This window comes from Kribbella lupini (genome assembly GCF_039529595.1).
Classification (GTDB): Bacteria; Actinomycetota; Actinomycetes; order Propionibacteriales; family Kribbellaceae; genus Kribbella; species Kribbella lupini.
This window is the reverse complement of record NZ_BAAANC010000003.1, coordinates 1014176-1037900: the sequence shown is the minus strand read 5'-3', so window position 1 is coordinate 1037900 and position 23725 is coordinate 1014176. Positions and strand designations below refer to the sequence as shown.

Annotated in this window: 19 protein-coding genes; 15 read left to right on the top strand and 4 right to left on the bottom strand. The window is 69.6% G+C overall.

The window, feature by feature from the left end; translation table 11 throughout:
* Positions 1-41: 41 nt before the first annotated feature.
* Complete coding sequence (locus tag ABD235_RS31115; protein ID WP_344181348.1) at positions 42-1592, bottom strand: dolichyl-phosphate-mannose--protein mannosyltransferase; 1551 nt, start codon at positions 1590-1592, stop codon at positions 42-44.
* 229 nt (positions 1593-1821) lie between these two features.
* Here ABD235_RS31115 and ABD235_RS31110 point away from each other — a divergent pair, with 229 nt between their 5' ends.
* The 14 genes from ABD235_RS31110 (at position 1822) to ABD235_RS31045 (ending at position 18238) form a co-directional block, all read left to right on the top strand.
* Complete coding sequence (locus ABD235_RS31110; protein ID WP_344180654.1) at positions 1822-2061, top strand: hypothetical protein; 240 nt, start codon at positions 1822-1824, stop codon at positions 2059-2061.
* Positions 2058-2477 (top strand): type II toxin-antitoxin system VapC family toxin, encoded by a 420-nt coding sequence (locus ABD235_RS31105; RefSeq protein ID WP_344180652.1) that lies wholly within the window; start codon positions 2058-2060, stop codon positions 2475-2477. Before ABD235_RS31110 ends, ABD235_RS31105 begins: the two co-directional genes overlap by 4 nt.
* Positions 2474-3316 carry a 16S rRNA (cytidine(1402)-2'-O)-methyltransferase gene (gene rsmI / locus ABD235_RS31100; RefSeq protein WP_344180650.1) on the top strand — a complete coding sequence of 281 codons (843 nt, stop codon included), beginning with the start codon at positions 2474-2476 and terminating at the stop codon, positions 3314-3316. Before ABD235_RS31105 ends, rsmI begins: the two co-directional genes overlap by 4 nt.
* Positions 3317-3348: 32 nt before the next feature.
* Positions 3349-4917 carry a methionine--tRNA ligase gene (gene metG, locus ABD235_RS31095; RefSeq protein ID WP_344180648.1) on the top strand — a complete coding sequence of 523 codons (1569 nt, stop codon included), beginning with the start codon at positions 3349-3351 and terminating at the stop codon, positions 4915-4917.
* An 85-nt stretch (positions 4918-5002) separates the two neighbouring features.
* Positions 5003-6757, top strand: a complete 1755-nt coding sequence (gene metG / locus ABD235_RS31090) for a methionine--tRNA ligase (protein ID WP_344180646.1) — start codon at positions 5003-5005, stop codon at positions 6755-6757.
* Between the two features lie 63 nt (positions 6758-6820).
* Positions 6821-7246 carry an SRPBCC domain-containing protein gene (locus tag ABD235_RS31085; RefSeq protein ID WP_344180644.1) on the top strand — a complete coding sequence of 142 codons (426 nt, stop codon included), beginning with the start codon at positions 6821-6823 and terminating at the stop codon, positions 7244-7246.
* Between the two features lie 80 nt (positions 7247-7326).
* Positions 7327-9570 (top strand): hypothetical protein, encoded by a 2244-nt coding sequence (locus ABD235_RS31080; RefSeq protein ID WP_344180642.1) that lies wholly within the window; start codon positions 7327-7329, stop codon positions 9568-9570.
* 75 nt (positions 9571-9645) lie between these two features.
* On the top strand, positions 9646-11904 hold the full coding sequence (locus ABD235_RS31075; protein WP_344180640.1) for a hypothetical protein: 2259 nt from the start codon (positions 9646-9648) through the stop codon (positions 11902-11904).
* Positions 11905-11918: 14 nt separating this feature from the next.
* Positions 11919-12830 (top strand): TatD family hydrolase, encoded by a 912-nt coding sequence (locus tag ABD235_RS31070; protein ID WP_344180638.1) that lies wholly within the window; start codon positions 11919-11921, stop codon positions 12828-12830.
* Entirely contained in the window at positions 12830-13444 is a 615-nt protein-coding gene (locus tag ABD235_RS31065; RefSeq protein WP_344180636.1) for a nitroreductase family protein, read from the top strand. Before ABD235_RS31070 ends, ABD235_RS31065 begins: the two co-directional genes overlap by 1 nt.
* Positions 13445-13663: 219 nt before the next feature.
* Positions 13664-14782 carry a resuscitation-promoting factor gene (locus ABD235_RS31060; RefSeq protein ID WP_344180634.1) on the top strand — a complete coding sequence of 373 codons (1119 nt, stop codon included), beginning with the start codon at positions 13664-13666 and terminating at the stop codon, positions 14780-14782.
* 34 nt (positions 14783-14816) lie between these two features.
* Positions 14817-15701 (top strand): 16S rRNA (adenine(1518)-N(6)/adenine(1519)-N(6))-dimethyltransferase RsmA, encoded by an 885-nt coding sequence (rsmA, locus tag ABD235_RS31055; RefSeq protein WP_344180632.1) that lies wholly within the window; start codon positions 14817-14819, stop codon positions 15699-15701.
* 49 nt (positions 15702-15750) lie between these two features.
* Positions 15751-16686 (top strand): 4-(cytidine 5'-diphospho)-2-C-methyl-D-erythritol kinase, encoded by a 936-nt coding sequence (locus ABD235_RS31050; protein ID WP_344180630.1) that lies wholly within the window; start codon positions 15751-15753, stop codon positions 16684-16686.
* A gap of 193 nt (positions 16687-16879) precedes the next feature.
* Entirely contained in the window at positions 16880-18238 is a 1359-nt protein-coding gene (locus ABD235_RS31045; protein ID WP_344180628.1) for an alkaline phosphatase PhoX, read from the top strand.
* Here ABD235_RS31045 and ABD235_RS31040 read toward each other — a convergent pair.
* From ABD235_RS31040 to ABD235_RS31030, 3 genes are all read right to left on the bottom strand, one after another.
* Positions 18226-18594: an avidin-fold protein gene (locus tag ABD235_RS31040; RefSeq protein WP_344180626.1), complete on the bottom strand. Its 369-nt coding sequence runs from the start codon at positions 18592-18594 to the stop codon at positions 18226-18228. The two genes, ABD235_RS31045 and ABD235_RS31040, sit on opposite strands and share 13 nt — an antisense overlap.
* Positions 18591-19964, bottom strand: a complete 1374-nt coding sequence (locus ABD235_RS31035; protein ID WP_344180624.1) for a class I tRNA ligase family protein — start codon at positions 19962-19964, stop codon at positions 18591-18593. The genes ABD235_RS31040 and ABD235_RS31035 overlap by 4 nt, the downstream gene beginning before the upstream one ends.
* A gap of 170 nt (positions 19965-20134) precedes the next feature.
* Positions 20135-21457 carry a hypothetical protein gene (locus ABD235_RS31030; protein ID WP_344180622.1) on the bottom strand — a complete coding sequence of 441 codons (1323 nt, stop codon included), beginning with the start codon at positions 21455-21457 and terminating at the stop codon, positions 20135-20137.
* Positions 21458-21714: 257 nt separating this feature from the next.
* Between ABD235_RS31030 and ABD235_RS31025 the strand changes: the two genes are divergently transcribed.
* Positions 21715-23670, top strand: a complete 1956-nt coding sequence (locus tag ABD235_RS31025; RefSeq protein WP_344180620.1) for a GTP-binding protein — start codon at positions 21715-21717, stop codon at positions 23668-23670.
* Positions 23671-23725 lie beyond the last annotated feature (55 nt).

The window sequence follows — 23725 nt, the reverse complement described above, 5'->3', positions numbered from 1 at the left end:
GGCGGGCCGCCGTACGGGCCTCGGCTATCTCCAGGCCTCGGCTAGATCCAGGACTTGAACCACATCCGGTTGAGCCAGTCCGGGTGCGGCAGGACCTTGTCGGTCAGGATCGGCCAGATGTAGGCGAAGTTGAGCACGACCAGGACCACGAACGCGCCGACCACCGCGCTGCCGATCAGGCGGCGTGGGGTCGCGGCCTGGAAGGCGGTCTTGGCCGGGCCGAGGATCTTGCCGAGGACGAGCGCGACCGCCATCACCGTGAACGGGATCATCGTCACGGCGTAGAAGAAGAAGATCGGCCGGTCGTCGAAGAAGAACCAGGGCACCCAGCAGGTCAGGTAGCCGACGATCGGGATGCCGAAGCGCCAGTCGCGCTGGGCGATCCAGAGGACCAGCGCGGCCAGCAGTGCCAGGGCGCCGCCCCACCAGAGCAGCGGCGTACCGACGGCGGAGATCACCGACAGGCAGTTCGTGCCCGCCTTGGCCTCGCAGCCGCTGGTGCCGGGCTTGATGTCGTTGACCGCGTCGAAGCCGATCGGGCGCGCGATGATCGGCCAGCCGGCCGGGTGCGACGAGTACGGGTGGGTGGCGTTCTTGATGTAGTCGCCGGTGTGGAAGGCGAGCACTTCCTGGTGGTAGTGGATCAGCGAGCGGAAGTCGTCCGGCACGACCTTCATCACGCCGTGCGCCGGGTTCTTCGAGGCGTAGTCGTGGTCGTAGGCGTTGTCGTGCAGCAGCCAGCCGGTCCAGGTCGCGGTGTAGGTGACGAGGGCGACCAGGACGATGCTGAGGAACGCCGGGATGCCGTCGACGACGGCGGACCGCCAGAACGCGTGCCGTACGCCGAGCGCGCGGCGGGCGCCGACGTCCCAGGCGAACACCAGGAGGCCGAAGCCCGCGATCACCCAGACCGCCGACCACTTGGTACCGAGCGCGAGGCCGAAGCAGACGCCGGCCGCGATCCGCCAGGGGCGGAGCAGCAGCAGCCGGCCGACCGCACGCCGTACGCCGGGACCGGTGCCGTCGTCGAGGGACTCGGCGTGCCGGCGGCGGGTCCAGTCCCGGTCGGCGACCAGGCAGGAGACCGCCGCGACCAGCCAGAACGCCAGGAAGATGTCGAGCAGCGCGACCCGCGACATCACGAAGTGCAGGCCGTCGACGGCGAGCAGCAGCCCGGCGATCGCGCCGATCAGCGTCGAGCGCGTCATCCGCCGGACGGTCCGGATCACCAGCAGCACGGTCAGCGTGCCGAACAGCGCCGGCATGAACCGCCAGCCGAACGTGTTCATCCCGAACAGGTGCTCACCGGCGGCGATCATCCACTTGCCGACCTCGGGGTGCACGGTCAGGCTCGGGGTGTCCTTGAAGACGTCGAGGTTGCCGGCCAGGATCTGCTTGTCGGCGATCCCTTCGGGCTTGTCGATGAACTGCCGGGCGTACCCGAACTTCAGCAGCGAGTACGCGTCCTTGGCGTAGTACGTCTCGTCGAAGACGAACTTCACCGGGTTGCCCAGGTTCCAGAACCGCAGGATCGCCGCGAACGCCGTGATCGCCAGCGTCGCGATCCAGCCGCCCTCGAAGTCCCGCGGCATCGGCGGGTACAGCCGTTGCCTCACCGGCGGCAGCTCCCGCCCGAACGCGTCCCGTCCGAGCGTCTCCCGCGCCGGCGCGGCACCCGCACCCTGGTCATCGATCACGGCAGTCACGCCCGCCATCGTACGGAGCCCCCGGTCAACCGTCTCCCCACACTGCCGTCGGCGTGGTCCGGCCACAGCCTGTGGATATCCCCACGGCGCCGGTCAGACCTTCTAGACTCGACGTATGAGTACGCCACGCGAGGAGCTGCACGCTCTCATCGACGAGCTGCCGGACGACGCTGCGGCTGAACTGCTGCCGGAGCTCCGGCTCCTGAAGCTGCAGGCTGAGGCGCGCGCCGAGCGACCGCGTGGCTCAGGCACGTGGCCACCGGCCTGGTTCGGATCGATCGAGGGCAGCAGCACCGATATCTCCGAGCGCGCTGACGAGATCCTCCGGGCAGAGCTGGGGCGCAGCCCGCAGTGATCGTTGTCGACACCGGTCCGCTGGTCGCAGCAGCGATCGCAGCGGACAAGAACCATCATCAGTGCGTCGAGCTGTTCGCGTCTCTGCGGATGACCAACGAGCGGTTGGTCATCAGCCCGTTCGTGGTGACAGAGGTCTGCTATCTGTTGGCGCGGCAGGGCGGTGCCAAGCCAGAGGCTGCCTTCGTCCGCTCACTGGTGGCTGGAGATTTCACCGTTGTTCCCTCGACGCTGGACGGACTCGAGCGAACTGCCGATCTGATCGGTCAGTATGCCGACCTGCCACTCGGCCTGGTCGATGCCGCTGTGATCACTCTGGCGGAGCAGCTGGGGGTGGGGGAGATCGCGACGCTCGACAGGCGGCACTTCAGCGTGGTCAGGCCCAGCCACGTCAACGCTTTCACCCTTCTCCCATGACTGGGCGACTGATCTTGGCGGGGACTCCGATCGGGGATCTGGGGGACGCGACGCCTCGGCTGGCTCGGGTGCTGGGGGCTGCGGACATCGTGGCGGCGGAGGACACCCGGCGGTTGCGGCGGTTGACGTCGGAGCTGGGGATCGTGGTTTCGGGGCGGGTGACGAGTTTCTTCGAGGGGAACGAGCGGGAGCGCACGCCTGAGTTGGTGGCGGCGCTGGTCGAGGGGCAGACCGTCGTCGTGGTGACCGACGCGGGGATGCCGAGCGTGTCGGACCCGGGGTACCGGTTGGTGGCCGCGGCGATCGAGGCGGAGGTTCAGGTGACCGCCGTGCCGGGGCCGTCGGCGGTGCTGACGGCGGTGGCGTTGAGCGGGCTGCCGGTGGACCGGTTCAGTTTCGAGGGGTTCCTGCCGCGGAAGGCGGGGGAGCGGGGGAAGGTGCTCCAGGAGCTGGCGCAGGAGCGGCGGACGATGGTGTTCTTCGAGGCGCCGCACCGGCTGGCTGCCTCGCTGGAGGCGATGGCCGAGGCGTTCGGGACAGACCGGCGTACGGCGGTGTGCCGGGAGCTGACCAAGACGTACGAAGAGGTGAAGCGCGGGCCCGTCGGCGAGCTGGCCGAGTGGGCTGCCGACGGCGTGCGCGGGGAGATCACCGTCGTGGTCGCCGGGGTCGACCCGTCGGCGCGACAGCTGGGACCGGAGGAGCTGGCCGCCGAGGTGGCCGTCGACGAAGAGGCCGGTACGCCGCGCAAGCAGGCGATCTCCGACGTGGCCAAGCGGTACGGCGTACCGAAGCGGACCGTGTACGACGCCGTACTGGCTGCCCGCCAGCCCCGGTAAAACACGCTGGCCCGGCGCACTACGCTTGAGCCATGTCGGAGAAGCCCTACTACGTCACCACACCGATCTATTACGTGACCGCCGCACCGCACATCGGCAGCGCGTACACGACGGTCGCCGGAGACGTCCTGACCCGCTGGCACGCCCAGCGCGGCGAGCGCAAGTGGTACCTGACCGGTACCGACGAGCACGGCGAGAAGGTGCTGCGCAGCGCCCAGGCCCAGGGCATGTCGCCCCAGGAGTGGACCGACAAGCTGGTCGAGGAGGCCTGGAAGCCGGCCTGGGTGGACGTCGACATCGCGTACGACGACTTCATCCGGACCACCGAGCCGCGGCACACCGAGCGGGTCCAGGAGTTCGTGCAGGCGCTGTACGACCAGGGCGACGTCTACAAGGGTGAGTACGAGGGCCTGTACTGCGTCGGCTGCGAGGAGTTCAAGCTGCCGGCCGACATCCGGACCGACGAGGACGGCACCCAGCGGTGCATGATCCACGGCACCGAGCTGGAGACGGTCTCGGAGACCAACTACTTCTTCCGGCTCTCGGCGTACGCCGACCGGCTGCTCGCGCTGTACGAGTCGCAGCCCGACTTCGTCGCGCCGGCGAGCGCCCGCAACGAGGTCGTCTCGTTCGTCAAGCAGGGCCTGCAGGACCTGTCGATCACCCGGTCGACCTTCGACTGGGGCATTCCGGTTCCGTGGGACAAGGACCACGTCCTGTACGTGTGGGTGGACGCGCTGCTGAACTACGCGACGGCCGCCGGCTACGGCAAGGACCCGGAGCGCTTCGCCGAGCTCTGGCCGGCCGACGTGCACCTGGTCGGCAAGGACATCCTCCGCTTCCACGCGGTGATCTGGCCGGCGATGCTGATCGCCGCCGGCATCCCGGTCCCGAAGCAGGTCTTCGCGCACGGCTGGCTGCTGGTCGGCGGCGAGAAGATGAGCAAGTCGAAGCTGACCGCGATCGCCCCGAAGGAGATCACCGACCACTTCGGCTCCGACGCCTTCCGGTACTACTTCCTGCGCACGATCCAGTTCGGCTCGGACGGCTCGTTCTCCTGGGAGCACCTGAACGCGGTCTACACCTCGGAGCTGGCCAACGGCCTGGGCAACCTGGCGTCCCGGATCGCGGCGATGGTCGGCAAGTACTTCGACGGCGTCCTGCCCGAGCCGACCGACCACGGTCCCGCCGAGCAGGCGCTGGCCGACAAGTTGGCCGAGACCGTCACGACGGCGGACCAGGCGATCGACACGCTCGCCTTCCACGACGCGCTGGCCGCGATCAACGACCTGGTCGGCGCGGTCAACGGCTACGTCTCCGAGCAGGAGCCCTGGAAGGTCGCGAAGGACGAGGCCCAGCGCGAGCGCCTGGCCACGATCCTCTACACGTCGGCCGAGGTCCTGCGGGCGGTCGCCGTACTGCACCACCCGACGATGCCGAAGACCGCCGCCAAGCTGTGGACCCTCCTCGGCGCCGAGGCCAAGCTCGGCCCCCTCGCCGACCAGCACGTCCAGGACGCCGGCACCTGGGGCCAGCTCCCGGCCGGCTCCACCCTCACCAAGGGCGACGCGCTCTTCCCGCGCTTGACCGAAGAGGCCTGAGGCAAGCTCGTTCTTCTTCCGTGACAGCGTGGGCCGGGTGACTTAACCAGTCGCCCGGCCCACGCTGCGGTTCTACAGTCGGGCCATGACGCACATCCTTGCTGCGGTGGCTTGGCCCTATGCGAACGGGCCTCGGCACATCGGGCATGTTTCCGGGTTCGGTGTTCCTGCGGACGTGTTCGGCCGGTTCCAGCGGATGATGGGTCACGACGTGCTGATGGTGTCGGGGACCGACGAGCACGGGACGCCGATCCTGGTGCAGGCCGAGCGTGAAGGGGTCAGTCCGCGGGAGCTCGCCGACCGGTACAACCGGGTGATCGTCGAGGACCTGCAGGGCCTCGGGCTGTCGTACGACCTGTTCACCCGGACCACCACCCGCAACCACTACGCCGTCGCCCAGGAACTGTTCAGAACCGTTCACCGCAACGGCTTTCTGGTACCGCGCACGACGATGGGCGCGATCTCGCCGTCGACCGGCCGCACGCTGCCGGACCGCTACATCGAGGGCACCTGCCCGATCTGCGGGTACGACGGCGCCCGCGGCGACCAGTGCGACAACTGCGGCAACCAGCTCGACGCCACGGACCTGCGTAATCCGCACAGCCGGATCAACGGCGAGACTCCGCAGTTCGTCGAGACCGAGCACTTCTTCCTCGACCTGCCCGCGCTGGCCGACCAGCTCGGCTCCTGGCTGCAGACCCGGACCGAGTGGCGCCCGAACGTGCTGAAGTTCGCCCTCAACCTGCTCGACGACGTCCGCCCCCGCGCGATGACACGCGACATCGACTGGGGCATCCCCGTCCCGCTGCCGGGCTGGGAGGACAACCCGGGCAAGCGCCTGTACGTGTGGTTCGACGCGGTGATCGGCTACCTCTCGGCGAGCATCGAGTGGGCGCGCCGCTCCGGCGACGACGACGCGTGGCGCGCCTGGTGGTGCGACCCGGATGCGCGCTCGTACTACTTCATGGGCAAGGACAACATCACCTTCCACGCCCAGATCTGGCCGGCCGAGCTGCTCGCGTACAACCGCACCCCCGGCCAGTACGGCGTACTGAACCTGCCGACCGAGGTGGTGAGCAGCGAGTTCCTCACCATGGAGGGCCGCAAGTTCTCCTCGTCCCGGTCGGTCGTGATCTACGTCCGCGACGTGCTCGAGCGGTACGGCGCCGACGCGCTGCGCTACTTCATCGCGGCGGCGGGGCCGGAGACGCAGGACACCGACTTCACCTGGGCCGAGTTCGTCCGTCGCAACAACGACGAGCTGGTCGGCACCTGGGGCAACCTGGTCAACCGGACGGCCTCGATGATCGCCAAGAACTTCGGCGCGATCCCGGCGGCCGGCGAGCTGACCACCGCCGACCACGACCTGCTCGCGCGCAGCCGGACGGCGTACGGCGTGGTCGGTGAGCACCTCGAGCACCAGCGGCTCCGGCAGGGCATCGGGGCCGCGATGCGAGTCGCCGCGGACGCGAACCAGTACCTGTCCCAGCAGGCGCCCTGGAAGGAGTCCGACCCGGAACGCAAGGGCACGATCCTGCACGTCTCCGCGCAGGTGGTCAGCGACACCAACCGGCTGCTGGCGCCGTTCCTGCCGCACGCGGCTCAGCAGGTGCACGAGACGCTCGGCGGAACCGGTTCGATCACCGATCGCCCGGAGATCCGCGAGGTCGCCGACCTCGACGGCGGCCCGGCGTACCCGGTGATCACCGGCGACTACTCCGGTACGGCGCCGTGGGCGCCGCAGCCCGTCGTACCGGGCACGACGGTGGCCGCGCCGCGCCCGGTGTTCGCGAAGCTGGCGCTGTCGGTGGTGGACGAGGAGCTCGCCCGGCTGGCGTGACGCTTTTCTCCAAGACCCCCGATGGGTACGGGCTTACTGTCGGGGGGAAAGGAGTTGAGACCTATGGCCGGACACGTGGCCACTGCGCGAGTCGAGATCGAGGCGTCGCCCGAGCGGGTCTGGGAGGTGCTGCTGGACCCGGTCGCGACCAAGGAGTTCATGTTCGGGGCCGAGGTCGAGACCGACTGGAAGCCCGGGAGCGCGATCACCTGGACCGGCGAGTACGAGGGCAAGGCGTACCAGGACAGGGGCGAGGTGCTGGAGGTCGAGCCCGGTCGGCGGCTGAAGGTGACGCACTACAGCCCGCTGGGCGGGCAGCCGGACGTCCCGGAGAACTACCACACGCTCACGTACGAGCTCTCCGGCGACGGCCCGACCGAGCTGTCGCTGAGCCAGGACAACAACGCTTCCGAGGAAGAGGCCGAGCACTCGCGCGGCATGTGGGAGATGCTCGTCCAGGGCGTGAAAAAGGTTGCCGAGTCAGGCTGAGGACTGCCGTGTCGGGGCCCGTTCAGGGGTTCGTTAAGCTGCGACGACTTGTTGTCTGGTGGGAGTAGCAGAAACCTCTGATGTCCGCGCGTGTGCTTCGGCCCGCCCTGTGGATCGCCCTGCCCGTGGTGACGGTGCTGACGATGGAAGGGGTCGGAGACCCGGTCACGGAGACCATCAGGTACCTGATCACCTGGCTGCTGACGGTCCTCGTGCCCGGCGTACTGATCTGGCGTGTGCTGGCCGGCGGGCGGTCCCTGCCGCAGGACCTCGGTTTCGGGGCCGTGATCGGCATCTGCTGGCAGCTGCTCGTCTGGGTGGCTTGTACGGGTCTGGGCGTGCCCGGTCTGCAGTGGCTGCCGGCGCTCGGGTTCTACGTCGTCTTCTTCGCCGTACCAGGGCTGCGGCGGCGGGTGACCTGGCAGCCGGGGCCGGGGTGGTGGCAGCCGGCCATGGCCGTGCTGTTGCTGCTCGCCGTCGTGCGGACCGTCGTCGGTCTGCTCCGGGTCTGGCCGCTGCCCCCGATCGCGTTCGACCGGCACCAGGACTACTGGTACCAGCTCGGCCTGATCCAGATGCTCAAGCACGACATCACCCCGCCGGACCCCTCGGTGCTGGGCGAGCCGCTGATCTACCACTGGTTCGCGAACGCCTCGATGGCCGGTCAGTCGGTGATGGCGAACGTCGAGCCGTCCCACGTGCTGATGCACCAGTGGCAGATCACCTTCGTGATCAGTCTGGTCCTCGCAGGCTGGGCCGCGGGGGAGGCGCTGACCGGCAAGACCTGGGTCGGAGCTGTGGCCGGCCTGCTGACCGGTGCGCTGCCCGGCACGCTCCAGCTCGCCGCCAAGCCCATGGTGGAGGTGTCTCCTGCTCAGGTCGTGCAGGGTCCGACCGGTGCGCTGGCCGTCCTCGTGATGCTCGGACTGGTCGGCCCGACGGTGCTGATCCTGCGCAAGCAGGCCACGCGCGGCACCTGGCTGGCCATGGCCCTGATGATCGCGCTGGCGACCGGTACCAAGCCGACCGTGCTCCCGATCATGCTGGCCGGCTCGGCCGTGGTCGGTCTCTTCGCCTGGATCACCGAGCGCAAGCTGCCCTGGCGGATCGTCGCGCTCGGTGCCATGGCCGGTGCGTTCTTCCTGGCCGCCACAGTCGCTCTGACCGGCAGCACGGGCGGCAGCCGGATTCAGATCCTGGCGGCCCTCCGTGTGCAGCCCTACTACGCGTCGGTCTCCGGTGACCACTCCTACCCGGCGACCGGGGGCTGGGTGCTGCCGTCGATCGCCACCGGTGAGCCGCGGCTGCTGCTGTTCGCCGCAAGCCTGCTGGCCTACTACCTGCTGATCAACTCGGCCCGCCTGCTCTCCCTGCTCAGTACGACGACCAGCCCGTCGCGCCGCGACCCGGCGTACTGGTGGCTGTCGGGCTGTGTCGTCGCGGGGACCGGCATCACGCTGGTGTTCTCCCACACGGGCTACTCGGAGTACCACTTCCTCCGGACCGTCACAGCGATCGGAGTGGTCGGCACGGTCGCCTTTGCCTCGACTCTGGTCGACGGGACGACCCGGTGGCGGCCGGTCCTGGTCGCCGCGGTCGCGGGCTTCGCCACGGCTCTGCTGATCCGGCTGCTGTGGTTCCACGTCCCCGACGTGCCGACGACCGTCGGCCGGGCGATCGTCGCGCTGGTCGTGCCGTTCCAGGTGCTCGCGGTGGTCGGCCTGGTCGTGGTCTTCCTGACCAGACGGCGCTCCAAGTCGCTGGTGATCCTGCAGGTGATCGCACTGGTCCTGGCCGCCGGTCTGCCGAACCAGGTGATCGAGCTGTCCAGTAACCTGTACCGCTCGGTCTCCGGCCGCCCGGTCGTCGCCGACGAGAAGGACCGCACCTACCTGACCGAGAACGAGCAGCAGGCGATGATCTGGCTCGACCAGCACGCCGGACCCGGCGAGGTCGCGGTCAGCAACGTCTTCTGCATGCCGTCGCGCTTCCGCCCGGGCTGCCCGGACGACGCGTTCTGGACCTCCGGGCTGAGCGGCGTCCAGCAGTACCTCGGTGCCTGGGCCTATGCCCCGAAGAACCTCGAGGCGACGCAGAACAAGACCAGCTTCCTGACGCAGCCGTCGCCGTGGCCGGACCGTCTCCAGCAGAGCCTGGACGCCGTACGCCGGCCGACGCCGGCCCTGCTGACCAAGCTGCACCGGGAGATCGGCGTCGACTGGATCATCGCCGACCTCCGCGCCGGCCCGGTCTCACCGGCTCTCGACCGCCTGGCCGAGCGGGTGTACGCGAACCCGGACATCCGGATCTACCGCCTGCGGTGATGGCAAAAGCTGCAACCTGACATCACGGCTTGGCAACAGGAGCAAGCATTTCCGCTGCTCGAGCATCTATCAGGTATGACGGCCTCCGGATTCGCGAGACGCCTGGCGCAGCTCGCCGGGTGGTCCGTTGTGCCGCTGGTCGTGATCGTGCTGCTGGACGACCTCGGTCATCCAGCGGACGCGACCGCGCGGTACCTGGCGGCGTGGTGCGTGCTGGTGCTGCTCCCCGGCACGCTGCTCTGGCGGACCCTCACCGGCGGCCGCTCGTGGGCGCAGGACCTCGGCTTCGGGTCAGTACTCGGCCTGGCCTGGGCGCTGGGAGTCTGGGCGGTCTTCACCGGACTCGGCTACCCACGCCAGCAGTGGATGGCCACGGTCGGCCTGGTGATCGCGCTGCTCCCGCTGCTCCGCCGGAGGTCGCCGGAGCCGATCACCTGGTTGCCGGTGATGGTGCTGGGCCTCGTACTGGCCGCCGTCCGGGTGTTCGTCGAGTTGCTCCGGCTGACGCCGCTGCCGCCGGCTCCGTTCGGCAGGCACCAGGACCTGTGGTTCCAGCTCGGGCTGGTTCACGCGCTCGAGCGGCACGTCGTACCGCCTGATCTGTCGGCTGCTGGTGAACCGCTGATCTACCACTGGTTCACCAACGCGCTGATGGCCGCGCACGGGCAGGTGTCCGGCGTTGGCGCGCCGGAGGTCCTGCTGCACCAGTGGCCGATGACCATGGCGCTGACCTTCGTCCTGGCCGGCTGGGCCGCGGGGGAGCTGCTCAGCGGCACCAGGTGGGCCGGACCGGTCGCCGGACTGGTGTCAGGTGTCTTTGCCGGGGGCCTGCGACTGACCGACGAGCCCGGTGTCGACATGGCCGGTGCCCTGAGCATCCAAGGGCCGACCGGGACGCTCGCGGCCGTCGTCATGCTCGGGCTGGTCGGTCCGACGGTGCTGATCCTTCGCAGGCAGGCAGGAAAGGGCACCTGGATCGCACTGGTGATGCTGCTCGCCCTGGCCTGCGGAACGAAGCCGACGCTGCTACCGATCATGGCGGTCGGCTGCGCGGTCGCCGGAGTCGCCTGCTGGCTGGTGGATCGCCGTTTCCCCTTGCGGGTGGTCGTTCTGGGCCTGCTGTGCGCGGGCCTCTTCCTGGCCGGAGCCTCCACGCTGACCGGCAGCACCGGCGGCAGCCGGATCCAGTTCCTCGCCGCGCTGAGGGTGCTCCCGTACTACGGAGTGGTGACCGGCGACCGGTCCTTCCCGACGTACGGCGGGGTGGTGGTGCCGGGGATCGCGGACGGCGGGCTCTGGCCCTTCGCTGCGGTACTGGTCGCCTGGTACTGCGTGCTGAGCCTGCCGCGGCTGCTCGCGGTCGTCGGGGTCATGCTGCACCCGACGCGGCGCGACCCCGCGTACTGGTGGGCGGCCGCCTGCGTGGTCACCGGTGCCGCGATCACGCTGGTGTTCTCGCACACGGGCTATTCGGAGTACCACTTCCTGCGGACCGTCATTCACCTCGGACCGGTCGTGGTGGTCGCCTTCGTCGCCCGCGTGCTGGGTGAGGAGGTGCGGCACCGCAAGGTCTGGATGCCCCTGGCCATCAGCCTGGCTGGGGGCATCGGTACCGCGGTGGTGCTCAAGCAGGTGTGGCCTGCTGTGGTGGTGAGCAACCAGAAGGAGGCGGCGCTCGATCTGCTCGGCCCAGCTGGGGTGCTGGTCGTTGCAGCCGGTGTCAGCATGCTGGTGATCCGGCGCGTCGTCGCACCGCGGCACTGGCCTCGCGCACTGGTCGTCTACGCGACCTGCTTCATCGCTGCGTCCAGTCTGCCCGCGCAGTCGACGTACCTGGCAGTGGCGTCGTACGGCGCTGTGGTCGACCGGCCGTTCGGCACTGGGCAGGGCACCCGGATCTACCTGACCCGGGCCGAGCAGGAGGCGATGCTCTGGCTGCACGAGCACGCCGGACCGGATGACGTGGCCGTGAGCAACGTCTTCTGCATGCCGACGCGCTATCGCCCTGGCTGCCCGAACGACGCGTACTGGGTGTCCGGGCTGAGTGGGGTCCAGCAGTACCTCGGTGGGTGGGCTTATGCGCCGGAGAACCTGGCTGCGACCCACCACACCAGGAGCTACCTGTCGCTGCCGCCGCCCTGGCCTGACCGGCTTCAGGAGAGCCTGGACGCCGTACGGCGGCCTACTGCGGAGCTGCTTTCCCAGCTGCACAACGAGAAAGGCGTCGACTGGATCGTCGCCGACCTGCGGGCCGGACCCGTCTCGCCGGCGCTCGAGCGGCTCGCCGTACCGGCATACGCGAACTCCGACGTACGGATCTACCGGCTGCGGTAAGTAGGCTGGGCGGCATGTCTGACGGTGTGGAGGTCGAGCGGCCGACCAGGGAGCGTGCGGCGATCGGGGAGGACGGGCGGTCGCGGGACCGGAGCCGGCCGGCGTTGCCCGATCAGTTGCCGATGGCTGTGGTGGACGCGCACTGCCACCTGGACATCGCCGACGGCGAGGACGGGAACTGGCTGAGCGCGGCCGAGGCGATCAAGCTGGCCGCGTCGGTCGGCGTGACGCGGATCGTCCAGGTGGGTTGCGATCTGCCGGGCGCCCAGTGGGCGGTCGAGGCGGCGGACAAGCACCCGAACCTGATCGCCGGCGTCGCCCTGCACCCGAACGAGGCGCCGAAGCTGAAGCAGGCCGGGGAGCTGGACAGCGCGCTGGCGGAGATCGAGCGGCTGGCGTCGAGCTCGGCCAAGGTGCGCGTGATCGGCGAGACCGGGCTCGACTACTTCCGGACCGGTGAGGACGGGCGCGCGGCGCAGCACGAGTCGTTCGCGGCGCACATCGCGCTGGCCAAGCGGCTCGACAAGACGCTGATGATCCACGACCGGGACGCGCACGACGACATCCTCGCGATCCTCGACGCCGAAGGCGTTCCGGACCGGGTGGTGATGCACTGCTTCTCCGGCGACACCGAGTTCGCGCGCAAGTGCGTCGAGCGCGGGGCGTTCCTGAGCTTCGCCGGCGTGGTGACGTTCAAGAACGCGCAGTCGCTGCGGGACGCGCTCGCGGTCACGCCGCTGGACCGCGTGCTGGTCGAGACCGACGCGCCGTACCTGACGCCTTCGCCGTACCGCGGACAGCCGAACGCGTCGTACCTGATCCCGCACACGGTCCGGAAGATGGCCGGCGTGCTGAACATCTCGGTGGCCGAGCTGTGCGGCGCGCTGACCGACAACGCCTTCCGCGCGTTCGGCGGCCGCTGGTAGTGGAGTTCTCCGAGGTCGTCCGGCGGCGCCGGATGGTGCGCGACTACGACCCCTCGCGCCCGGTCCCTTCTGACATCCGGGAGAAGATCCTGGCGAACGGGCTGCGCGGGCCGTCGGCCGGGTTCAGCCAGGGGTGGGCGTTCCTGACGTTGGAAGGCGCTGACCGGGACCGGTACTGGGCGATCACGGCCGCTGATGTCGACGAGAAGTATGTGGGATGGGTCACAGGGCTGCGCCGGGCGCCGCTGCTGATCCTGGCCTTCGCGGACAAGGCCGCGTACCTCGATCGGTACGCCGAGGCCGACAAGGGCCGGACCGATCGGGACGAGTCGCGGTGGGCGGCGCCGTACTGGTTCGTGGACACCGGGATGGCGTCGTTGCTGATGCTGCAGACCGTGGTCGACGAAGGCCTGGGAGCCTGCTTTTTCGGCGTACCGAGCGCTCTGCTGCCGGCGGTGAAGGCGGAGTTCGGCGTACCGGCGGAGCTGGAGTTCGTCGGGGTGATCTCGATCGGTTACCCGGCCCCCGACCGGAGGTCGCCGTCGCTGCGCCGAGGGCGCCGGAGTACGGCCGAAGTGGTGCATCGCGGGCAGTGGGGCCGACACGCCGGGTAGTCGGCCCGTTACACCATTTCCGCCACGCCGGGTTAGAGGATTGGCGCTCTCGGGACTTCTTCGTTACTGTCTCGTGATGTTGGCCGGGATCGGGGAAGGTTCCGGACAGCACGCCCCTCGGCGGAGACCCCTGATCTCCGGGCCCTGCGGCCCGGCGTACGGCGGACCTCGCCTGTGCTGTCGGACCCCGTGCCCGGGTAGCCCTACCTGGGAGCATGAGTGCGTAAGTCCATCATTGCGGTCGTCGGTGCGACGGCTGCGATCGCCGTCGTGGGCGGCAGCGTGGCCTATGCGAGCAAGAGCAAGACGGTGAGTCTGTCGATCGACGGCCAGGTCCAGAAGGTGCACACCTTCGGATCGACCGTGGCCGACGCCCTGAAGGCCAAGGACATCCAGGTCGGAGACCGCGACCTGGTCGCGCCGGCGCTGGACGCCAAGCTGCAGGACGGTCAGGAGATCGCGGTGCAGTACGGCCGCCAGCTGACCGTCAACCAAGACGGCACCAAGAAGAACTTCTGGACCACGGCCGACAGCGTGAACGAGGCGCTGACCGACCTGGGGCTGCGCTACGACGGCGCGTTCCTGTCCACCAGCCGCAGCGCCCCGATCGGGCGCGAAGGGCTGTCGCTGGAGGTCCGGACCCCCAAGACCGTGCAGTTCGTCCGGCAGGGCAAGGTCGTGTCGGTGAAGTCGATGGCGATGACCGTCGGCGAGGCGCTGACCGGCGCCAAGGTCGGCTACGACAAGGACGACCGGATCACCCCGGCGGTCGCGACCGCGCTGAAGCCGGGCGTCAACCGGATCACCGTGGTCAAGGTCGACGTCAAGAAGGTCACCAAGACCGAGTCGATCGCCTTCGACAAGGTCGAGACCAAGTCGGCCACGCTGACCGAGGGCGAGAAGAAGACGACCAAGCCCGGCAAGGCCGGCAGCATGACGGTCGACTACCTGCTCACCTACGTCGACGGCAAGCTGGTCACCACCAAGAAGCTGGCCAGCAAGACCGTCTCCGAGGCGGTCGACGAGCTGGTCACGGTCGGCACCAAGCCCAAGGTCGAGGAAGAGACGTCGGAGGACGAGCCGCCGGCCAGCGGTAACGCCGGCGCCTGGGACCGGATCGCGGAGTGCGAGTCCGGCGGCAACTGGCAGGCCAACACCGGCAACGGGTACTACGGCGGCCTGCAGTTCAGCCACGGCACCTGGGTGGCGTTCGGCGGCGACAAGTACGCCACCAACGCGCACCAGGCCAGCAAGGCGCAGCAGATCGCGATCGCCGAGAAGGTCCGCGCGGCGCGCGGCAGCTACGGCGACTGGCCGGTCTGCGGCAAGCGCGCGTGACGTTCCCGAGCAAGGGCCTGACACACTGACCGGTGTGACCAGCGCTGATTCGTCCACTTCCGCCGGACCGAGGCTTCTCGGTCCGGCGGACGTGCGTTCGCTGGCCGCGTCGCTCGGGATCCGCCCGACCAAGCAGCGTGGCCAGAACTTCGTCATCGATCCGAACACCGTGCGCCGGATCGTGCGCGCTGCCGAGCTCGACGAGGGCGGCGAGACCGTGCTCGAGGTCGGGCCCGGCCTGGGGTCGCTGACGCTGGCGCTGCTGGCCGCCGGGCACGGGGTGATCGCGGTCGAGATCGACCCGGTGCTCGCCGCCGCGCTGCCGTCCACGATCGCGACGTACGCGCCGGGGCAGGCCGCGTCCTTCTCGGTGGTCGAGGCGGATGCCATGCAGGTGTCCGCCGATGTTCTGGGAACGCCGACCGCCTGTGTGGCGAACCTGCCGTACAACGTCGCCGTACCGGTCCTGCTGCACCTGCTCGCGATCGCGCCGTCGCTGCGGCACGGGCTGGTGATGGTCCAGTCCGAGGTCGCCGACCGCCTGGCCGCGCCGCCTGGGTCGCGCACGTACGGCGTACCGTCCGCGAAGGCCGCCTGGTACGCCGACGTACGCCGCGCCGGTCCGATCGGGCGCAACGTCTTCTGGCCGGCCCCGAACGTCGACTCCGGGCTGGTGGCCTTCACCCGGCGGGAGCCGCCGGCAACGACCGCCTCCCGCGAGGAGGTCTTCGCGGTGATCGAGGCGGCCTTCTCGCAGCGCCGCAAGACCATCCGCTCGGCGCTGGCGCGCTGGACGCCGGAGCGTGAACTGCTGGACGAGGTGTTCGCCGCGGCGGGCGTCGACTCGGGCCTGCGCGGGGAGATGCTGGGCATCGCGGAGTTCGCCGCCCTGGCCGACGCGAAGCAGCGACTCTCCTAGCCGTCCCCTGTTGTTTGCGACTGCGAGCAGCCGACACATGTCCTAGGGTGTGGCCGTGCCACCATCAGCCCAGGTCACGGTGCGGTCGCCGGCGAAGATCAATCTCGGTCTCTCGGTCGGTCCGCCGCGCCCGGACGGGTTCCACCCGCTGGCGACGGTCTACCAGGCCGTCGCGCTGTACGACGACGTGACCGCGACCCTGCGCGACGACGCCGACATCACGGTCGAGGTGGTCGGCGACTTCGCCGTCGACGTACCGACCGACGACTCGAACCTCGCCGTCCGGGCCGCGCGGCTGCTGCAGGCGGAGTACGACGTCGAGGTCGGAGTCGACCTGAGCATCCGCAAGACGATCCCGGTGGCGGGCGGAATGGCCGGCGGCTCCACGGACGCCGCCGCGACCCTCGTCGCCTGCAACCGTCTCTGGGGCCTCCAGCTCGCCCAGTCGGAGCTCCAGCACCTCGCCGCGGAGCTTGGCAGCGACGTCCCCTTCTGCCTGGTCGGCCACACCGCCCTCGGCCAGGGCCGCGGCGAACAGGTCACCGAGGTGATGTCCCGCGGCACCTTCCACTGGGTCTTCGCCATCGCCGACGGCGGCCTGTCGACCCCAGAGGTGTACGCCGAACTGGACCGCCTCCGCCCCCTCCGCCGCGTCGACGCCCCCGAGGTCCGCCCGGAGCTGCTCTCCGCCCTTCTCTCCGGCCGTCCCGCCGCCCTGGCGGTTGCCGTCAGCAACGACCTCCAGGCCGCTGCCCTCTCCCTGCGCCCTGAGCTGGCCGCCACCCTCCAGTTCGGCCTCGACCAAGGCGCCCTCGCCGCCATGATCTCCGGCTCCGGCCCCACCTGCCTGTTCCTGGCCGCCGACAGCCGCCGAGCCGTCGACCTCGCCGTAGAACTGGCCGAATCCGGTCTCTGCCGCATGGTCCGCCAAGCCGAAGGCCCGGTCCCCGGCGCCCGCATCCTCCCCGCCCCGGTCAACAGGTAAAAGAGGCAGACCAGCAGCGCGACTGTTGTTCAGGTGCTGTTTGCCGGGTGGCTGATCTGGCGGGGAAGGATCTGGCGCTCAGGGCGTTCGGGGGCGCCGTCATGCGCTGGAGAGGGTCGCCATGTCGTTGGATCGTCGGGCTGTTTTGCGTGGGGCTGCTGTGGGTGGAGTGGGGTTTGCCGCGGTGGGGGCCGTGCCGTCGCTGGCTCAGGCCTCGCCGGTGGAGAAGGGCGGGGTGTTCCGGCAGAACAAGCCGTTTCCGCCGTTGATGGACGACCCCAAGGGTGTGCTGGCGCTGCCGCCGGGGTTCAAGTACACCGTGGTGACGCGGGCGGGAGAGACCAAGCTGAAGTCGGGGCAGCCGACGCCGGGGCTGCACGACGGGATGGCCGCGTTCTCGGACGGGCGCGACTACCTGCTGATCCAGAACCACGAGGTCGGCAGCGGCAACGCGCTCGGCGTACCGCAGGTCAAAGGCACCGTGTACGACGAGGGTGTCGGCGCGGCCGGTGGGTGCACGGTCATCTCGGTCGACCGCAACGGCAAGAACCGTGGTGAGTGGGTCGGCATCTCCGGCACCCTGACCAACTGCGCCGGCGGCCCGACCCCGTGGGGCACGTGGATGACGTGTGAGGAGACCGAGAACAAGGCGAACGGGACGACCCGGCTCAAGGACCACGGGTACGTCTTCGAGGTCTGGGGCGACGGCAAGACCGCGAACCCGGTCCCGCTGAAGGCGCTCGGCCGGTACGCGCACGAGGCGCTGGCGATCGACCACGACCGCGAGCACATCTACCTGTCCGAGGACGCGTCCGGCCCGAACGGGCTGTTCTACCGGTGGAGCGCCCCGCGCAACTACCGGCTCAGCTCGAAGAGCTGGAAGGACCTGGCCGACGTCGACTTCGGCACGCTCGAGGCGATGGCGATCCTCGGGGACGACGGCAAGCCGATCCCGGACGTCGCCTACCTGACCTCCGCCCAGCTGCTGCGCCCCTTCCGGGTCGCGTGGGTCGAGGTGCCCGACCGTGACGCGGTGTCGGTGTCGGTCCGCAAGCAGTTCACCGACGGCCAGGTCACCCGCGGCAAGAAGTTCGAGGGCGTCTACGGCACCCGCGACGGCGTGTACGTCGTCAACTCCTACGCCGAGGCCGGTACGACGGACCTGCCGGGCGACGCGGTCCCGCACGACGGCATGGTCTGGTTCTACAACTACGCCGCCAAGACCATCCAGCTCGTCACGTACTTCCCGAGCAACGACGCCGCCGACCTCGGCGCTGGAGCGCGGTACGTCGACTACAACTTCGACAGCCCGGACAACGTGACCGTCACCCCGTGGGGCTCGCTGGTGCTCGCCGAGGACGGCAACGCCAGCAGCCATGTGCTGAGCTCGACGCCGGGCGGTCCGACGTACGCGATCGCGCGCAACATGCTGAACGACTCGGAGTTCACCGGCCCGACGTTCTCCGCCGACGGCAAGGTGCTGTTCGTCAACATCCAGACGCCGGGCCTGACGCTGGCGATCACCGGCCCCTGGCGCGACTACCTCGGCTGAGCAAGCTCGATCGGGGAGGGCGGCGCCAGCGAGGCGTCGACCTCCTCGATCACCGAGATCCCCTTCGAGCCGTCGAGGCGGTGCCAGTGCTCGGTGAGCGTGAGTACCCCCTCGGCGGTCCGGCCGGGCACGCTGGTCAGGCTGCCCGCGGTCACCGAGCCGTCGGTGGCCAGTTGGCAGTACGTCGCGGTGATGGTCCCGGTCTCGTCGCAGGTCCCGACCAGCCGGCCGAAGTGCAGCCGGCCGCCGCCGAACTCGGCCCAGATCAGGTTGCCATGCTGGCGGTAGAGACCGGTCGGCGAGCCCGGCGGGTTGTTCAGCGGGCGGAACACGCGCCCGTCGTAGTCGACGCTCATCGGCCGGTCAGGATCGAGAGCAGCATCTCGGCACCGGGCGCGCTCGCGGCCAGACCGGTCAGCACAGCCCGTACGGCGAGCGCCGGGTCGAACCGGCGCGGCTCCAGCGCGGCGACTCCCCGCGTCACGTCCGCGGCCGCCAACGCCGCCGGCAGCGTCGCGTCCGAGCGGTCCGGCCCCGACTCGCGCGCCTTGTCCAGCAGCGGCCGCACGTACGCCTCGAACTCCCGGTACGCCGACAGCGTGAAGTCGCTCGCGAACCGGTCCGGCCGGTCCCACGCCAGGTAGAGCCGGACGATGTCCACGTCCTCGTCGGTGAGGAAGTCGTTCGCCCAGATCGCGTGGTTGCGGCTGGTCGAGAACTTCTCCCCGTCGAGGGTGTAGAACTCGTTGACCTGCGCCCCGCCGATCGCGTCCGCGGGCACTCCGGCGGCCAGGTAGACGGCCGGCCAGAACAGCGCGAAGTAGAACCCGTTGTCGATCCCGTTGAAGTGCCACAGCGACGCGACCTCGGACCAGGCCTCCGCCGTCGCCTCCAGCCCGAGCGCGCCCGGCTGCAGCGACTGCGCGACGCCGTACACGGTGCTGAGCCCGACCTCGGCGTACACCTCCAGCCGCAGGCCCTCGTGCGGCCCGGTGCCGCGCAGCCCCCAGTTGGTCGGGTAGGCGATCGGTACGTCGGGCAGCGGGTGCTCGAGGTAGTGCGACACGATCCGGCGCGCGCGGTCGGGCAGCTCGGCGCGCAGCCAGATCTCGACCAGCTCGTCGCGGTAGTTCTCCATCGGCAGTACCGGCACGGTGGCGGTGAACGGGCGGGGTTCGCCACCGCACCGGTTGCACTTGGGGTCGATCAGGTTCTCGGCCGACGTGTAGCCGCCGCAGCCCTCGCACCCACCGCCGGCGGCCTCCGCGCCGCACCACGCGCACTCGCCGACGACGTACGACTGGTGCAGCGTGCGCTCGCAGTCCGCGCAGGCCAGCAACGTCAACTCCCGCAGGGGAAACCGCCCCGCCGCGGTCAGGTCGGCGGCGAGCGTCGTGACGCCGTGCTGGTACGACGGGGTCTGCGGGTTCAGGAACACGTCGTACTGGATCCGGGCCGCGTCCAGCGCGGCGATGATCTCGTTGCGGTACGCCGCCGCGAGCTTCTCGACGTCGACGCCCTCGTTCTCGGCGCGGGTCAGCACCCAGTTCTGGTGCACGTCGAAACCGGCCGTCGTGACGACGCGTTCACCACGGGCGCGGGCGGCGCGGGCGGCGATGTCGGCGGCCAGGTACGGACCGGACAGGTGCCCGACGTGCAGCGGGCCGTTCGCAGTGGCCGGCGGGACGATGACAACGGTGACGCCGGTTCTCGTCGAGGTGCTCATGCGACTCCATCCAGGGGCGACCGGTGGGCTGGGCCGGCCCGGTGACTGTCGCCACCGGGCCGGTCGCAGTCCGCGACGTTACTCCCGTGCTCGCGTCCACGGCGAGACGGAAAACCCTTGAAAACAAGGGTTTCCGGGGCCGAATTGTGAAACGGTCGTTTGTTTTGACCTCAGCGCTGGTGGAAGCAGCAGGTCGCGGTCGCGCCGGTGGCCATGTTGACAACGCCACCGTCCAGCTCCTGGGAGCCACGGATCAGGAACCCGCCGAGGCCGTCGGCGACCAGGAACGCTCCCCAGGTCAGCAGCCACTCCTCGCTGCCGTCGTCGGTCGGGAACACCTCCGGTACCGGCCGGATCCTGCGCTGCAGCACCCACGGGTTGTCCATCGCCTCGCGGACCTTGGCCGTCCAGGTCTCGTCGTCGGTCAGCCAGCCGAGCAGTACGCCGTCGCCGCCGTGCAGGGCGGTCGGCTTGAGCACGAGCTCCTCGCGGTTCGCGAGCGCGTACTCCTCGAGATCGACGGACGCTCCGTCGACGGTGACCGGACCACTGCGGACCATCCGGGTCCACGGCAGGATGCGGTCCAGCACGGCGAGCTCGTCGGCCGGGTAGCGGTCGCGGTACGCCTCGTCGGACAGCAGCGCGAGCGCGCCCTTGCTGCCGTACAGCTCGGCGTCGAGCGGCGTGAAGATCGAGACGTGCCCGCGCTCGGCGGCCTGCAGGACGGGCTCGAGCAGCTCGACCGCGCCCGGCTTGAGCACGTCCTCGATCATGAACAGCCGGAACACCACGTCGATCGCGCGGTCGCCCAGCCAGATCCGGTCGTCGCGGTACTCCAGAGCGTCGACCGGGCAGGGGATCGCGTCGATGCCGAGCGGTTCGAGCATCTGCGCGCTCTTGTGCAGCTGACGTTCCAGGTCGGGGTAGCTGTCGGGGAAGTCGGCGATCGCCATCACCGGGCGGACGCCGGTCGGCACCTTCGCCTCGGTGATGATCGTCCGGACCACCTCGGTCATCGTCTCGGCGTACGTCAGGTCGTTGGCGGCGACGAACTCGGCGATGAACGGGTGCTCCAGCATCGCCGCGTTCAGCACCGGGTTGTCGACGCCGCCGACGGTGCTGCCGAGGTTGATCTCCAGCAGGTGGAAGCCGTCGGCGTCGCGGTACAGGTCCGCGCGGCCCATCCGGCTCGGCGCCGGACCGCGGCCGCGGCAGATCGCCTGGACCTGGGTCTCGGCCATCCCGACCGTGCGCGCGAACTCGGCGAGATCGCCGCCGAAGACCCGCTCGGGCAGCCTGGTCAGCGCCGAGTGCAGCAGGTCGAGGTCCGCGACCAGTTGCCGGTACGGCGCTGCTTCGAGGAAGGTGGGCCGGCTCAGGCACCGGCCGAGGTAGGTGGTGGCGTCGAGCTCGGGAGCGGCAGCGGCGAGAACGGCGCTGGCCTTGGGGCCACGATCGGCGGCCGCTCGGAGGTAGTCGTCCGTCAAAGACATCGAGAACTCCTTGTGTCCACGACGCCCGAGAACCCTTGTTCCGCGAAGTGTTTCAAACAAGACCTGGGCGGCCGTGTGGGCGGCAGGGTACTTGCCGCGACAGGCACTTTGAAAGGGGTCGAAAACCACCTGCGGCCGACGGCGTCGCGGCGTTACGCTCGTCAAACGTTTGTCTTGCCGTGCGAAGGAGCCTGGGATGCGCCGACTTTCGATCCACCCCATCACCCACCGATGGATCGAGAGCTTGGCAGGAACCTTTGAGCACACTGACGATGGGAATCCTGGCGCATGTTGACGCCGGCAAGACCAGCCTGACCGAACGGCTGCTGCACACGGCCGGCGTGATCGACCACGTCGGCAGCGTCGACGCGGGCAGCACCCGCACCGACACGATGGACCTCGAACGCCGCCGCGGCATCACCATCCGCTCCGCGGTGGTGTCGTTCGAGCTCTCCGGGGTGACGGTCAACCTGATCGACACCCCCGGCCACTCCGACTTCATCGCCGAGGTCGAACGCGCGCTGTCCGTGCTGGACGGCGCGGTCCTGGTGCTGTCCGCGGTCGAGGGCGTGCAGGTCCAGACAAGATTGCTGATGCGGACCTTGCAGCGGCTGCGGATCCCGACGCTGCTGTTCGTGAACAAGATCGACCGGATGGGCGCGCGGTACGACGAGCTGCTGCGTGATGTCCGGCGGTTGCTGACGCCTGCTGTGGTTCCGCTGGGGACGGTCGACGACCTGGGCGTTCGGGTCGCTGCTTTCCGGCCGTATCCGCTGGGTGCTCCGGAGGTCGACGAGGTGCTTGCTGAGCGCAACGACAAGTACCTGGCGCGGTATCTGGCCGATGAACTGACTGCTGACGATCAGCTGGTGGAGCTGGCCGATCAGGTCCGGTCTGGTGTTGCGTATCCGGTGTACTTCGGTTCGGCGATCACCGGCGACGGCGTACCGGAGCTGATCGAGGGAATTGTCACGCTGTTGCCTCGGGCAACTGGACTGCCTGAGGATCCTTTGCAGGCTTCGGTGTTCAAGGTCGAGCGGGGTCCGGCGGGGGAGAAGATCGCCTCCGCGCGGGTGTTCGCGGGGACTCTGCGGGCCCGCGAGCCGGTCACGATTCACCGCGGGGGGCGAGCGCCTGCCGCCTCGGCGGTCGCCGCAGGCGGCTCGCCTTTGGGGGCGACGTACTCCTCCAAACCCTCCTCTCTTCTTCTGTTCTCCCAGGGAGAGACCGAGCGGGTTGATGCTGTTGCCGCTGGGCGGATCGTTGCGCTCCGGGGGCTCAAAGAGATCCGGATCGGCGATCAGCTCGGCTCGCCCAGCGGGCGGGGTGGGCAGCTCTTCGCCCCGCCGACATTGGAGACCGTCGTCCGCGCGGGTGATCGGATCAAGCTGTTCCAAGCCCTGCAGCAGCTCGCCGAGCAGGATCCGTTGATCCGGGTTCGCAAGGACGAGGAGATCTCGGTCAGCCTGTACGGCGAGGTGCAGAAGGAGGTGATCGCCAGCCTGCTCTTGGAGGAGTACGGGCTGGAGGTGACGTTCGACCAGACCCGCCCGATCCACAAGGAGCGCCCGGTGGGCGTCGGCGCCGCCGTACGGGAGATGGGTGCGCCCGGCAACCCATGGGTCGCGACCGTCGGCTTCCGAGTCTCGCCCGGGTCCGGAATCGACTACCGCCTGGACGTCGAGCTCGGCGGCCTGCCGCGCGCGTTCCACACGGCGATCGAGGAGTCCGTCCGGCAGACCCTGCTGCAGGGCCTGTACGGCTGGGAGGTGGACGACGTACGGATCGAGTTGACCCACACCGGCTACTCGTCGCCGGTGACGACCGCGTCGGACTTCCGGCGCCTGGTTCCCGTCGTACTGCTGAAGGCCCTCGACCAGGCCGGTACGACGGTTCTCGAACCGGTGAACCACTTCGAGCTCGACCTACCACCGGACGCCGTCTCCCCGATCCTCGGCCGCCTGGCCGAGTCCCACGCGACGGTCGAGACCAGCCAGATCGACGCCGACCACGCCCAGCTCACCGGCCTGATCCCCGCCGGCCGGGTCCACGCCTTCGAGTCCCAGCTCCCGGGCCCCACCCACGGCGAAGGCATCCTGCTCAGCACGTTCGACTCGTTCCACCCGGTGCCGGGCACCCCACCCATCCGTCCCCGAACAGACGGCAACCCCCTGAACCTGAAGGAGTACCTCCTCCACCTGAACCAGCAGTAGCATCGCGCCGCCTGGTTCCTCGCCGTACGCGGGGGATCAGGCGGTGTGCTGGATC